Below are 12,106 nucleotides of genomic sequence, written 5' to 3' on the forward strand. Positions count from 1 at the left end.
CACCAGACGGCGCGGCCCCGCCCCGGCCGGCGCCGCGCCCCGCCCCCCCCCCCCCCCCCCCCCCCCCCCCGGCGGCGCCCCCCCCCCCCCCCCCGCCACTTTTTTTATCAAATTCGCGTAATATGCGCGCCTACGCGGAGTTGCACTCAGTTGCACCGGCCCGTCTCTAAAATGCGACGAACTCCGGTTAACGATCATTCTTTCAGAATTATTACCCTGCTAAACTTGGCCCGGTTTTTCGCCACAGGAGATCGAACACATGAAGGTTAAAAAGGCTGCGCTGCTCGTCGCCGCGCTGGGAATTTTCGCCACGGGCGCCTACGCCCAGGACGCGGGCACGCTCAAAAAAATCAAGGATACGGGTGTCATCTCGCTGGGGCATCGCGAATCGTCCATTCCGTTCTCGTACTATGACGACAAGCAGAATGTCGTCGGCTATTCGCACGAGTTCGCGCTGAAGGTCGTCGAGGCGGTCAAGCAAAAGCTCAACATGCCGAACCTGAAGGTGAAGCTGACGCCGGTGACGTCGCAAAACCGCATTCCGCTCGTGCAGAACGGCACCGTCGATATCGAATGCGGCTCGACCACGAACAACGCCGAGCGCCAGCAGCAAGCGGCTTTCTCGAACACGATCTTCGTGATCGGCACGCGTCTCATGACCAAGAAGGATTCCGGCGTGAAGGACTGGGCCGACCTGAAGGGCAAGACCGTCGTGACGACTGCCGGCACCACGTCCGAGCGCCTGCTTCGCAAGATGAATCAGGAAAAGAACATGGGCATGAACATCATCAGCGCGAAGGACCACGGCGAGTCGTTCCTGACGCTGTCGACGGGCCGCGCGGTCGCGTTCATGATGGACGATGCGCTGCTCGCCGGCGAGCGCGCGAAGTCGAACAACCCGGGCGATTTCGTGATCGTGGGCGCGCCGCAATCGCATGAAGCGTACGGCTGCATGATGCGCAAGAACGACCCCGAGTTCAAGAAGGTGGTCGACGACGCGATCGCGAAGGTCGAGACGTCGGGCGGAGCCGACAAGATCTACAAGAAGTGGTTCGAAAGCCCGATTCCTCCGAAGGGGCTCAACCTGAACTTCCCGGAAAGCGAAGACATGAAGGCTCTGTTCAAGAGCCCGAATGACAAGGCAATCGACTAACCGGTTCGGGTAAAGAACGAACGAGACGGAAGGAGCCTTGCTTCTTCCGTTTCTTTTTGGAGTGAGTCCATGTCTTATCACTGGAACTGGGGCGTTCTGCTGAGTCCGGTTTCCACCGGCGAGCCCACCACGTATCTCGGCTGGCTGATTTCAGGCTTCTGGGTGACGATTACCGTGTCGCTCGCGGCCTGGGTCATCGCGCTCGTGGTCGGTTCGTTGTTCGGCATCTTGCGCACGGTCCCGAATCGCACGCTCGCGGGCATCGGCACCGTGTATGTCGCGATCTTCCGCAATATTCCGCTGATCGTGCAGTTCTTCATCTGGTATCTCGTGATACCGGAGTTGCTGCCGGCTTCCATCGGCAACTGGTTCAAGCAACTGCCGCCTTCCGCGCAGTTCTTTTCGTCGTCGATCATCTGTCTCGGGCTCTTCACCGGCGCGCGCGTGTGCGAACAGGTGCGCTCGGGCATCAGCGCGTTGCCGCGCGGACAGCGCAACGCCGGCCTCGCGATGGGCTTCACGCAATGGCAGACGTATCGCTACGTGCTGATGCCGGTGGCGTATCGCATCATCGTGCCGCCGCTCACGTCGGAATTTCTGAACGTGTTCAAGAATTCGGCGGTGGCCTCGACCATTGGTCTCCTCGATCTGTCGGCGCAGGCGCGTCAGCTCGTGGACTACACGGCGCAGACCTATGAATCGTTTATCGCGGTGACGCTCGCGTACATGCTCATCAACCTTATCGTGATGCTGCTGATGCGCTGGATCGAAGCGAAAACGCGGCTGCCTGGCTACATCGGAGGCAAGTAATGCATCAGTTCAACTGGAGTGGCGTCATCGGCTCGCTGCCTACGCTGTGGACGGGCGCCATCATCACGCTGCAGATCACGCTGCTCGCTATCGTGATCGGCATCGTGTGGGGGACGGTCATCGCGCTGTTCCGCCTCTCGGGCATCAAGCCGCTGCAATGGTTCGCGGGCGCCTACGTCACGCTGTTCCGCTCCATCCCGCTCGTGATGGTGCTGCTGTGGTTCTTCCTGATCGTGCCGCAAGTGCTGCAGAACGTGCTCGGGCTGTCGGCGGATATCGACATTCGCCTCGCATCGGCGATGGTCGCGTTTTCGCTATTCGAAGCCGCGTACTATTCGGAAATCATCCGCGCCGGCATTCAGGCGGTGCCGCGCGGGCAGGTCAACGCAGCCTTCGCGCTCGGCATGACCTACGGCCAGGCGATGAAGCTCGTCGTGCTGCCGCAGGCCTTCCGCGCGATGGTGCCGCTTCTGCTCACGCAGGCGATCGTGCTCTTTCAGGACACGTCGCTCGTCTACGTGATCAGTCTCGCGGACTTCTTCCGCACGGCGACGAACATCGGCGACCGCGACGGCACGACCGTCGAAATGGTGCTGTTCGCCGGGGCATGTTATTTCGTGGTGTGCGTGGTGGCGTCGGCGCTCGTCAAAAGTCTTCAGAAAAAGGTCGCAAGATGATCTCTATCAAGAATGTTTCAAAGTGGTACGGGCAGTTTCAGGTGCTCACCGACTGCACGACCGAAGTGAAGAAGGGCGAAGTCGTCGTCGTGTGCGGCCCGTCGGGGTCGGGCAAGTCGACGCTCATCAAGACCGTCAACGGCCTGGAGCCGTTCCAGAAGGGCGAGATCAGCATCAACGGCCAGTCGCTGACGGACAAGAAGACGAATCTGTCGAAGCTGCGCTCGAAGGTCGGCATGGTGTTCCAGCACTTCGAGCTGTTTCCGCATCTGTCGATCGTCCAGAACCTGACGCTCGCGCAAATCAAGGTGCTCGGCCGCTCGAACGACGAAGCGACGCAGAAGGGTCTGAAGCTGCTCGATCGCGTCGGCTTGCGCGCGCATGCGGACAAGTATCCCGGCCAGTTGTCGGGCGGTCAGCAGCAGCGCGTGGCGATTGCGCGCGCGCTTTCGATGGACCCGATCGCGATGCTCTTCGACGAGCCGACTTCCGCGCTCGATCCGGAGATGATCAACGAAGTGCTCGACGTGATGGTGGAGCTCGCGCAGGAAGGCATGACCATGATGTGCGTGACGCACGAAATGGGCTTCGCGAAGAAGGTCGCGCATCGCGTGATCTTCATGGATAAGGGCTTGATCGTGGAGGACGACCAGAAGGACGCCTTCTTCGCGAACCCGAAGTCGGACCGCGCGAAGGACTTCCTCGCGAAGATCCTGCACTGAGCTTTCGCAACGCTAGAAAGAAACGCGGCGCTCCTGAGAAGAAGCGCCGCGTTTTTTATTCGATGCCCAGTTCCGATTCCACTGCCGCCGTCGTGCGGATCTCGTCGATTTTCAGCGCGGAGCCGACGCACGCCTTTGCGAGCGGCTCGGCCGCCTTCTTCGCGACTGCCTCCGGCACCGGAATGTTCAGCGTTCGCGCGAGCGCGCCTTGCTGGAACATCGCGAGATCGCCGGGAGCGAAGCGCGTCCAGACTTCGTTATCGGTGAGCGGCGAAGTCGCGATCACGGCGACGCGATCTTCGGGCGTCGTGTACTTCGCGAAGTCGATCGACATGTCCGCGTCGATCAAGTGCGCGGTCGAAAACGGCCAGCTGCGCACGAGGTAGTAGAGATGCGTCGAGCAGTGCGAGAAGAGCGCCTGCCCGTTCGACATCAGAAAGTTGAACACGCCGTACTGCGTGACCTCGCGCGTGAGCGTGGCGAGCGCCTCGAAGAGTTCGTCGAGCGGCGGCTGCGAGCACGGAAATGCGCTACGGAGCCCTTGCAGCAGCGCGCAGAACGCGAGTTCGCTGTCCGTGGTGCCGACCGGCTGATAGACGCCAGTGAGTTGCGGCGCGTGGCCATTCAGATCGCCGTTATGCGCGAAGATCCAGTGCCGGCCCCACAACTCGCGCATGAACGGGTGGCAGTTCTCCAGAAGGATATGCCCTTGCGTCGCCTTGCGAATATGCGCGATGGTGTTCTTCGACTTGATCGGATACCGCTTGACCATCTCGGCGAGCGGCGAACTCGCCGACGACTGATGATCGATGAAGAGCCGGCACGCCTTGTCCTCGAAGAACGCAATGCCCCAGCCATCCGCATGATGATCGGTCATTCCGCCGCGCGCCGCGAAACCGGTGAACGAGAACGTCACGTCGGTCGGTTCGGCGCAATTCATTCCGAGAAGTTGGCACATGTTGCTCGATGCGGCGGGCGAAAGCCCTGAAGTCGGGTTGTTACAATACGTCCGACAAGCATATCACCGGGGCATTCCCGAAAAAATCGAAGGCCGTCCCCGGTTGGCGGCCCGTTGTGGAATTTCCACGGCGATTTTTTCCGGCCGTGCGCTTCTCGGCTGCGCAGTTCTTTGCTTGCGGTTCGCTTTCTCTTAACGTCCTCGCTGTCATCACGCCATGTCCGCTACTTCCGCATCGCCCGATTCGCCTACGACTCTCACGCTGGCGCGCCCCGACGACTGGCACTTGCACGTGCGCGATGGCGCGACGCTCGCCGCCGTGCTTCCGCATACGGCGCGCCAGTTCGGCCGCGCGATCATCATGCCGAATCTGAAGCCGCCGGTCACGACGACCGAGATGGCCGCGGCGTACCGCGAGCGGATTCTGGCGGCATTGCCGAAAGAGGGCGCGGGCGCGCGCTTCGAGCCGCTAATGACGCTCTATCTGACCGACAACACGCCGCCCGACGAGATTCGCCGCGCGAAAGACAGCGGCTTCGTGCACGGCGTGAAGCTGTACCCGGCCGGCGCGACGACGAATTCGGACGCGGGCGTGACGGATCTGCTCGGCAAGTGCGCGAAAACGCTCGAAGCGATGCAGGAAGTCGGCATGCCGCTCTTGGCGCACGGCGAGGTGACGGACAGCGACATCGACGTATTCGACCGCGAGAAAGTGTTCATCGACCGCGTGATGACGCCGCTGCGCCGCGATTTCCCCGCCCTCAAGATCGTCTTCGAGCACATCACGACAAAAGACGCCGCCGACTATGTGCGCGACGCGCAAGGCGCGATCGGCGCGACGATCACCGCGCATCACCTGCTGTACAACCGGAACGCGATGCTCGTCGGCGGCATTCGTCCGCACTATTACTGCTTGCCGGTGCTCAAGCGCGAGACGCATCGCGTGGCGCTCGTCGAGGCGGCGACGTCCGGCAATCCGCGCTTTTTCCTCGGCACGGACAGCGCGCCGCATCCGAAGGGCCTGAAGGAGCACGCGTGCGGCTGCGCGGGCTGCTACACGGCGCTGCACGCGCTGGAACTCTATGCCGAAGCCTTCGACAAGGCCGGCGCGCTCGACAAGCTCGAAGGCTTCGCCAGTTTCCACGGCGCGGATTTCTACGGCCTGCCGCGCAGCGCGGAGACGGTGACGCTCGAACGCGCATCGTGGACGCTCCCCGCCGAGTTCGCCGCGGGCGATTCGCAGATCGTCCCGTTGCGCGGCGGCGAGTCGATCGGCTGGCGGTTCGTGGAATCGGTCTGACGGTAGCCGCAGTGTCCGCGCGTTTCGACGAGATCGACTGGACGCGTCCGTGGCTCGCGCCACTCGCGTCGCGCGGCGAACGCTGGCAGGCGGCGGCGCTCGATGGTCCGGCGCGCTATCTCAAAGCACTGAACGATGACGCGGCGCAAGCCGCGCTCGTCACCGGACGTGGCCGGCCGCTCGCGTTCGTCGCGCAGGAATCGCTGCCGGAAGGCGCGTCGTACGAGGCGCATATCGCCGCGACCGGCTGCGTGCCGACGCGCCACAATCTGCACGATTTCTTCAACGGCCTGATGTGGTTCGCGTATCCGCGCATCAAGGCGGCGCTCAACGCGTGTCAGGCGAAGCAGATCGACGCGCTCGGCATCGGCCCGACGCGCGGCGGCGTGCGCGACGCGCTCACGCTCTTCGACGAAAACGCGGTGCTATTCGCGTGCGCCGAGCCATCCCTCGCGGATGCGCTGCGCCGCTTCGACTGGCGCGCGTTGTTCGTCACGAAACGCGCGTCGTGGGGCAGCCGGTGCGAGGCGCGCGTCTTCGGCCACGCGTTGCTCGAGAAGCTGGTCGCGCCATACAAGGCGTGCACGGGGCACGCGTGGATCGTGGACGTGCCGGCCGCCTATTTCTCATCGGACGATGCCGCCCGCCGCTCCATGCTCGACGATATCGTGTCGCGCAGTTTGCTCGGCGAGCCGCCCGCGAGCCGCGCGTTCGCGCCGCTGCCCGTGCTGGGCGTGCCCGGCTGGTGCGACGCGAATGCGGACGCCGCGTTCTACGACGATCCGTCCGTCTTCCGTCCCGGCCGACGCATCGCGGCAGGCGCAGTGAAGGACGCGAAAGCCGCATGTTAGAATCGACGCCGCAAAGCAGGCCAGGCAGTCGCGGCTTCGGCGCTTTTTGGCGTCGAGGGCGAGGAAAGTCCGGACTCCACAGGGCAGGGTGATGGCTAACGGCCATCCGTGGCAACACGCGGAACAGGGCAACAGAAAGCAAACCGCCGATGGCTTCGGGCGCAAGTCCGGAGATCAGGTAAGGGTGAAACGGTGCGGTAAGAGCGCACCGCGGCCGTCGCGAGACGTGCCGGCACGGTAACCTCCACCCGGAGCAATTCCAAATAGGCAGGCGCGCATCTTCGTGATGCAGGACGGTGCCCCCGTTCGTCTGCGGGTAGGAAGCTCGAGCGCGTCAGCAATGGCGCGCCTAGAGGAATGGCTGCCACGCGCGTTCGCCTTCGGGCGGCGCGCGCACAGAATCCGGCTTATCGGCCCGCTTTGTCGTCATTCAAAAAAAAGAGCCGGCGTCTTGTCTGACGCCGGCTCTTTTTTCTGCGACGCGCTTAGCGTTCGACGATATCGAACGAATGCGTGAGTTCAGCCGTCTTGGCGAGCATGATCGACGCGGAGCAGTACTTGTCGTGCGACAGATTAATGGCGCGTTCCACCGTCGAGGGATTCAGGTTCTTGCCCGTGACCGTGAAGTGGAAGTGGATCTTCGTGAACACCTTCGGGTCTTCGCTTGCGCGCTCGGCCTTGAGCGTCACCGAGCAGCCTTCTATTTCCTGGCGGCTTTTCTTCAGGATCATCACGACGTCGTACGCGGTGCAGCCGCCCGTGCCGAGCAGAACCATCTCCATCGGACGCGGCGCGAGATTGCGGCCGCCGCCTTCCGGCGCGCCGTCCATGTTGACGAGATGACCGCTACCGGTTTCGGCGGCGAACGCCATGCCGTCCTGTCCCATCCAGCTCACTTTGCATTCCATGCTGAGGCTCCGCCCGCTTCACGCGTTGTAGACAGCTTTCATTGTAGCGGTTCATCGAACGGTCATCGCAGACCGACTCCGCGCATTCTCCGATTGACGCGGGCGGGAACCCGGAATCCGCATAACCGCGCGCGCCACGCTGACGGTCCGACATTCCGCCGCCGCGAGACCGAGACGCCGTGGCAACAGCGCAAGCCGAATCCACATTATGAAATCCGTTCTCATGATGCGAATCTTCTTGCTTTGCAGCATGACCGTGCCTATACTCGGGCCATTGGTTGTTGCAGTACCTACAGCGTCTCCTCCACCTCCTCCTAGGTGGATTGAGCCCGAGCTACGAACGCTCGGGCTTTTTTTCGTTCGGAGAGCCGCGCGCTGTTTGCAGTCGGCCACCGAGTGCGGCAAGCCTTTGACGCAACGAGCGTTTTCCCGCTATACTTCAAAGTTCTCTTCGTCACACGCCCGCGGAGAGAAGTCAGGGAGAGCCTGCACGCGCAAGGAAAGTCATTTAGCGCACTCATATAAGCAGGACCGAACAAGGTAAAGAGCAAAGGGCAGATTAATTTTTGGATCGATCATGAAGACGTTTTCCGCAAAAGCCGAAGAGGTGACGCGCGAATGGTACGTGATTGACGCGACGGATAAGGTTCTCGGCCGTGTCGCCAGCGAAGTGGCACGCCGTCTTCGCGGCAAGCATAAGCCTGAATTCACTCCGCACGTCGACACCGGTGATTACATCATCGTCGTCAATGCCGGCAAGCTGAAGGTCACCGGCAACAAGACCACGGACAAGAAGTACTACCGTCACTCGGGCTACCCGGGCGGCATCTATGAAACGACGTTCGGCAAGATGCAAGAGCGTTTCCCGGGCCGCGCGCTCGAGAAGGCTGTGAAGGGCATGCTGCCGAAGGGCCCGCTCGGCTACGCGATGATCAAGAAGCTGAAGGTCTACGCTGAAGCCACGCATCCGCACACGGCTCAACAGCCCAAGTCGCTCGAGATCTAAGGGAGCCCACATGATCGGTAACTGGAACTACGGTACGGGCCGCCGCAAGAGCGCCGTCGCTCGTGTCTTCATCAAGTCGGGCAAGGGCGAGATCATCGTCAATGGCAAGCCCATCGCCGACTATTTCTCGCGCGAAACGTCGCTGATGATCGTGCGTCAACCGCTGGAACTCACGAACCACGCCACCACGTTCGACATCAAGGTCAACGTGAACGGCGGCGGCGAAACGGGTCAGGCAGGCGCGGTCCGCCACGGCATCACCCGTGCGCTGATGGACTACGACGCAACGCTCAAGTCGCAACTGTCGAACGCTGGCTTCGTCACGCGTGACGCGCGTGAAGTGGAACGTAAGAAGGTCGGTTTCCACAAGGCACGCCGCAGGAAGCAATTCTCGAAGCGTTAATCGCTTCGGGTTTCGCCGGTTCTGCCGGCGAAGCTGCTGCGAAAGCCGCCCGCACTGCAAGGTGCCGGCGGCTTTTTCTTTTTGCCGCGATTTGCCCGAATCAGTCGAATTTGCATATAGCCTCTTGATTTCATGGGCTTTCGGCACGATTTTGAGATCAGCCCTACAATAGCGGCTAGAAGCTAAATTGGAGAGTTCAATGAGCGCAGTCAGCGACACCCCCACGACCGAAATGCCGATGCCGTTCGTCTTCACCGACGCTGCGGCCGACAAGGTCAAGCAATTGATCGACGAAGAAGGCAATCCGGATCTGAAGCTGCGCGTGTTCGTGCAAGGCGGCGGATGCTCGGGCTTCCAGTACGGTTTCACGTTCGACGAAGAAATCAACGAAGACGACACCGTGATGGACAAGAGCGGCGTGCAGCTGCTCGTCGATTCGATGAGCTATCAGTACCTCGTCGGCGCGGAAATTGACTATAAGGACGATCTTAACGGCGCGCAGTTCGTGATCAAGAATCCGAACGCGACGACGACGTGCGGTTGCGGTTCGTCGTTCTCGGTCTGAGCGCGGACCGAGCAGTTGTGGAAAAACGGAGCCTTCGGGCTCCGTTTTTCGTTTCCGCTCGCCAAAGAGCTCAGCGCGGATAGATCGCGCCCAGCACGCGCTCGCCGGCCGCGCCCGTCACCGACGCGAGATTGCCGGGTTCGCGCGCCACGCAGCGCATCGCGAGCCACGCGAACGCGAACGCTTCGACTTGTTGCGGCGGCACGCCGAGCGCCTCGGTGGTCATGACGGGCACGCCCGAAACGCCGGTTTCATCGAGCGCCTGTTGCAGCATCTGCATCAGCACCGGATTTCGCGCGCCGCCGCCGCAAACATAGACCGCGCGGGCGTCGGATGCGTGGCGCTCGATTTCGCGCGCGACCGTCACGGCCGTGAGCGCGGTGAGCGTCGCTTGCACGTCGGCGGGGGCGAGCGCGGCGAACGGCGCGAGCTTCGCATCGAGCCACGCCGGATTGAACAGATCGCGGCCCGTGCTTTTGGGCGGCGCTTCCTCGAAAAACGGCTCGTCGAGCAGCGCATTGAGCAGCGGCCGATTCACCTCGCCGCGCGCCGCGAACTTCCCGCCGTCGTCGTACGGTTTGTTCAGATGCCGGTGCGCCCATTCATCCAGCAACGCGTTCGCCGGGCCGCAATCGAAGCCGCGTACCGCGCCGCTCGCCGCCAGCACCGTGATATTGCTGATGCCGCCCAGATTGCAGACGACGCGCGTCTCGTTCTTCGCGCCGAAAACGGTCGCGTGGAACGCCGGCACGAGCGGCGCGCCCTGACCGCCGGCGGCGACATCGCGGCTGCGGAAATCCGCGATCACGTCGATATTCGTCATTTCCGCGAGCAACGCGGGATTGTTGATCTGCCGCGTGTATCCCTTCTCCGGCCGATGCCGCACCGTTTGGCCGTGTACGCCGATCGCGCGCACCTTCGTCGACGAATAGCCGCTCACGCTCTGCAACTCGTGGCAGCAGACGGCGTAGCGCGTGGCGAGCGCATTGCCGGCGAGCGCCTCGCGTTCCAGTTCGTTGTCGCCCGGCGTCTGTAGCGCAAACAGCGCGTCGCGCAGGCCCTCGGAAAAGGACACGTGCGCCTCGCCGAGCACGACCGGCGGTTTGCCCGCGGCGAACTGCACCGCGACGCCATCGACGCCGTCCATGCTCGTGCCGGACATCAGGCCGAAGTACACGCCGTCTGCCTTGCCGGGTTCAATTGCTTCGGCTTTTTTCCCCACGTTCCCCTCCTCGTCGATGCTCGTCGGTGCTTGTCCATCAACGCGGGATTATCCGCGCATCCGCGCCGATCGTTAAGGTGTGGCCACCGACCGCGGCCACCGCCCGCAGCCGCCGCCGGATGTCCGCGTGCCGCCGAACGGACCGAATGCGTGCCTCATCGCGTAAAATCGTGAGCCTGAACAAGCCATTACGCCCATCACGCCGTTAAGCACCGCGCGAGGCCGTCCGGGACGGCGCCATCGCAATCTTTCACATCACAAGCCGCAAGCATGACCACTGACTCCAACGCTTCTTCCGCGCCGCCGCGCGAGGCCTTTCCGATCACCGACGACGTGCGCGCCGCCCTCGCGATCGCCAAGCGCGGCTGCGACGAACTTCTGATCGAAGACGAGTTTGCGCAGAAGCTCGCACGGAGCGCCGCGACGGGCAAGCCGTTGCGCATCAAGCTCGGCCTGGACCCGACCGCGCCCGACATCCACATCGGCCATACGGTGGTGCTCAACAAGATGCGCCAGTTGCAGGACCTCGGGCATCAGGTCATCTTCCTGATCGGCGATTTCACGTCGCTGATCGGCGATCCGTCCGGCCGCAACGCCACGCGCCCGCCGCTCACGCGCGAGCAGATCGAAATGAACGCGAAGACGTATTTCGAGCAGGCGTCGCTGGTGCTCGACCGCGAGAAAACCGAGATCCGTTACAACAGCGAATGGTCCATGCCGCTCGGCGCGGACGGCATGATCAAGCTGGCATCGCGTTACACGGTCGCGCGCATTCTCGAACGCGAAGATTTCACCAAGCGTTTCCAGAGCGGCGTGCCCATCTCGATTCACGAATTCCTTTATCCGCTGATGCAGGGCTACGATTCCGTCGCGCTCAACGCCGACCTCGAACTCGGTGGCACGGATCAGAAGTTCAACCTGCTCGTCGGCCGCGAATTGCAGAAGCAATACGGCCAGGAGCAGCAATGCATTCTGACGATGCCGCTGCTCGAAGGCCTCGACGGCGTCGAAAAGATGTCGAAGTCGAAGCACAACTATGTCGGCATCAGCGAGAAGCCGACCGAGATGTTCGGCAAGCTGATGAGCATTTCGGACGTGCTCATGTGGCGTTACTTCGAACTGCTGTCGTTCCGCAGCATGGAAGAGATCGCGCGCTTCAAGCAGGAGGCCGAGGGCGGCCGCAATCCGCGCGACTTCAAGGTGATGCTCGCGCAGGAAATCGTCGCGCGCTTCCATTCGCCGGCGGACGCCGAGCGCGCGCTCGAAGACTTCAACCATCGCGCGAAGGGCGGCGTGCCGGACGATATTCCGACCGTCACCCTCGCGGGCGCGCCGCTGGCCATCGGCCAGTTGCTGAAGCGGGCGGGGCTCGTGCCGTCTACCAGCGAGGCGCTGCGCAACATCGAACAGGGCGGCGTGAAGATCGACGGCGCAACGGTGTCCGACAAGGGCCTGAAAGTCGAGCCGGGCGAATTCGTCGTGCAGGTGGGCAAGCGCCGCTTTGCGCGCATCACGCTGACGGCGTAAGCGG

13 protein-coding genes and 1 other RNA gene are annotated in these 12,106 nt (G+C 62.7%); 11 read left to right on the forward strand and 3 right to left on the reverse strand.

Annotated features, from left to right (window positions below):
• Nucleotides 1-259 precede the first annotated feature (259 nt).
• From NCR34_RS02455 to NCR34_RS02470, 4 genes are all read left to right on the forward strand, one after another.
• Nucleotides 260-1,153: a glutamate/aspartate ABC transporter substrate-binding protein gene (locus tag NCR34_RS02455; protein WP_248321162.1), complete on the forward strand. Its 894-nt coding sequence runs from the start codon at nucleotides 260-262 to the stop codon at nucleotides 1,151-1,153.
• A gap of 69 nt (nucleotides 1,154-1,222) precedes the next feature.
• Nucleotides 1,223-1,963, forward strand: a complete 741-nt coding sequence (locus tag NCR34_RS02460) for an amino acid ABC transporter permease (protein WP_175939439.1) — start codon at nucleotides 1,223-1,225, stop codon at nucleotides 1,961-1,963.
• Nucleotides 1,963-2,640, forward strand: a complete 678-nt coding sequence (gene gltK / locus NCR34_RS02465) for a glutamate/aspartate ABC transporter permease GltK (RefSeq protein WP_175939440.1) — start codon at nucleotides 1,963-1,965, stop codon at nucleotides 2,638-2,640. The genes NCR34_RS02460 and gltK overlap by 1 nt, the downstream gene beginning before the upstream one ends.
• Nucleotides 2,637-3,362, forward strand: coding sequence for an amino acid ABC transporter ATP-binding protein (locus NCR34_RS02470; RefSeq protein WP_248321164.1), 726 nt, complete (start codon nucleotides 2,637-2,639; stop codon nucleotides 3,360-3,362). Before gltK ends, NCR34_RS02470 begins: the two co-directional genes overlap by 4 nt.
• Nucleotides 3,363-3,417: 55 nt before the next feature.
• Here NCR34_RS02470 and NCR34_RS02475 read toward each other — a convergent pair whose 3' ends face one another.
• Nucleotides 3,418-4,320: a class II glutamine amidotransferase gene (locus tag NCR34_RS02475; protein ID WP_350029418.1), complete on the reverse strand. Its 903-nt coding sequence runs from the start codon at nucleotides 4,318-4,320 to the stop codon at nucleotides 3,418-3,420.
• A 217-nt stretch (nucleotides 4,321-4,537) separates the two neighbouring features.
• Between NCR34_RS02475 and pyrC the strand changes: the two genes are divergently transcribed.
• From pyrC to rnpB, 3 genes are all read left to right on the forward strand, one after another.
• The gene (gene pyrC / locus NCR34_RS02480; protein WP_250499022.1) at nucleotides 4,538-5,620 is read left to right on the forward strand and encodes a dihydroorotase; all 1,083 of its coding nucleotides are present in this window, start codon (nucleotides 4,538-4,540) and stop codon (nucleotides 5,618-5,620) included.
• 11 nt (nucleotides 5,621-5,631) lie between these two features.
• Entirely contained in the window at nucleotides 5,632-6,471 is an 840-nt protein-coding gene (locus NCR34_RS02485; RefSeq protein ID WP_350029419.1) for a DUF3025 domain-containing protein, read from the forward strand.
• A gap of 12 nt (nucleotides 6,472-6,483) precedes the next feature.
• Nucleotides 6,484-6,897, forward strand: an RNA gene (gene rnpB / locus NCR34_RS02490) — RNase P RNA component class A.
• A gap of 59 nt (nucleotides 6,898-6,956) precedes the next feature.
• On the opposite strand, the gene NCR34_RS02495 is transcribed toward rnpB, so the two are convergent.
• On the reverse strand, nucleotides 6,957-7,379 hold the full coding sequence (locus NCR34_RS02495) for an OsmC family protein (protein ID WP_248321169.1): 423 nt from the start codon (nucleotides 7,377-7,379) through the stop codon (nucleotides 6,957-6,959).
• A gap of 577 nt (nucleotides 7,380-7,956) precedes the next feature.
• Here NCR34_RS02495 and rplM point away from each other — a divergent pair.
• The 3 genes from rplM to erpA all read left to right on the forward strand — a co-directional run bounded on the left by rplM (nucleotide 7,957) and on the right by erpA (nucleotide 9,353).
• Nucleotides 7,957-8,385, forward strand: coding sequence for a 50S ribosomal protein L13 (gene rplM, locus NCR34_RS02500; protein WP_159835229.1), 429 nt, complete (start codon nucleotides 7,957-7,959; stop codon nucleotides 8,383-8,385).
• Nucleotides 8,386-8,395: 10 nt separating this feature from the next.
• A complete protein-coding gene (gene rpsI, locus NCR34_RS02505; RefSeq protein ID WP_008351569.1) occupies nucleotides 8,396-8,788 on the forward strand; it encodes a 30S ribosomal protein S9 in 393 nt (130 codons plus the stop codon).
• A gap of 199 nt (nucleotides 8,789-8,987) precedes the next feature.
• Nucleotides 8,988-9,353: an iron-sulfur cluster insertion protein ErpA gene (erpA, locus tag NCR34_RS02510; RefSeq protein ID WP_175939444.1), complete on the forward strand. Its 366-nt coding sequence runs from the start codon at nucleotides 8,988-8,990 to the stop codon at nucleotides 9,351-9,353.
• Between the two features lie 70 nt (nucleotides 9,354-9,423).
• On the opposite strand, the gene NCR34_RS02515 is transcribed toward erpA, so the two are convergent.
• Nucleotides 9,424-10,554 carry an anhydro-N-acetylmuramic acid kinase gene (locus NCR34_RS02515; protein ID WP_256465391.1) on the reverse strand — a complete coding sequence of 377 codons (1,131 nt, stop codon included), beginning with the start codon at nucleotides 10,552-10,554 and terminating at the stop codon, nucleotides 9,424-9,426.
• 291 nt (nucleotides 10,555-10,845) lie between these two features.
• Here NCR34_RS02515 and tyrS point away from each other — a divergent pair, with 291 nt between their 5' ends.
• Nucleotides 10,846-12,102, forward strand: coding sequence for a tyrosine--tRNA ligase (gene tyrS, locus NCR34_RS02520; RefSeq protein WP_248321170.1), 1,257 nt, complete (start codon nucleotides 10,846-10,848; stop codon nucleotides 12,100-12,102).
• The last annotated feature ends 4 nt before the right edge of the window (nucleotides 12,103-12,106 follow it).

Source organism: Caballeronia sp. GAWG1-5s-s, from assembly GCF_023631445.1.
GTDB lineage: Bacteria > Pseudomonadota > Gammaproteobacteria > Burkholderiales > Burkholderiaceae > Caballeronia.

What these genes read in the sequence shown, in the direction of transcription:
- NCR34_RS02455 (WP_248321162.1), top strand. Translation starts at nt 260, where the DNA reads ATGAAGGTTAAAAAGGCTGCGCTGCTCGTCGCCGCGCTGGGAATTTTC.
- NCR34_RS02460 (WP_175939439.1), top strand. Translation starts at nt 1,223, where the DNA reads ATGTCTTATCACTGGAACTGGGGCGTTCTGCTGAGTCCGGTTTCCACC.
- gltK (WP_175939440.1), top strand. Translation starts at nt 1,963, where the DNA reads ATGCATCAGTTCAACTGGAGTGGCGTCATCGGCTCGCTGCCTACGCTG.
- NCR34_RS02470 (WP_248321164.1), top strand. Translation starts at nt 2,637, where the DNA reads ATGATCTCTATCAAGAATGTTTCAAAGTGGTACGGGCAGTTTCAGGTG.
- NCR34_RS02475 (WP_350029418.1), bottom strand. Translation starts at nt 4,320, where the DNA reads ATGTGCCAACTTCTCGGAATGAATTGCGCCGAACCGACCGACGTGACG.
- pyrC (WP_250499022.1), top strand. Translation starts at nt 4,538, where the DNA reads ATGTCCGCTACTTCCGCATCGCCCGATTCGCCTACGACTCTCACGCTG.
- NCR34_RS02495 (WP_248321169.1), bottom strand. Translation starts at nt 7,379, where the DNA reads ATGGAATGCAAAGTGAGCTGGATGGGACAGGACGGCATGGCGTTCGCC.
- rplM (WP_159835229.1), top strand. Translation starts at nt 7,957, where the DNA reads ATGAAGACGTTTTCCGCAAAAGCCGAAGAGGTGACGCGCGAATGGTAC.
- rpsI (WP_008351569.1), top strand. Translation starts at nt 8,396, where the DNA reads ATGATCGGTAACTGGAACTACGGTACGGGCCGCCGCAAGAGCGCCGTC.
- erpA (WP_175939444.1), top strand. Translation starts at nt 8,988, where the DNA reads ATGAGCGCAGTCAGCGACACCCCCACGACCGAAATGCCGATGCCGTTC.
- tyrS (WP_248321170.1), top strand. Translation starts at nt 10,846, where the DNA reads ATGACCACTGACTCCAACGCTTCTTCCGCGCCGCCGCGCGAGGCCTTT.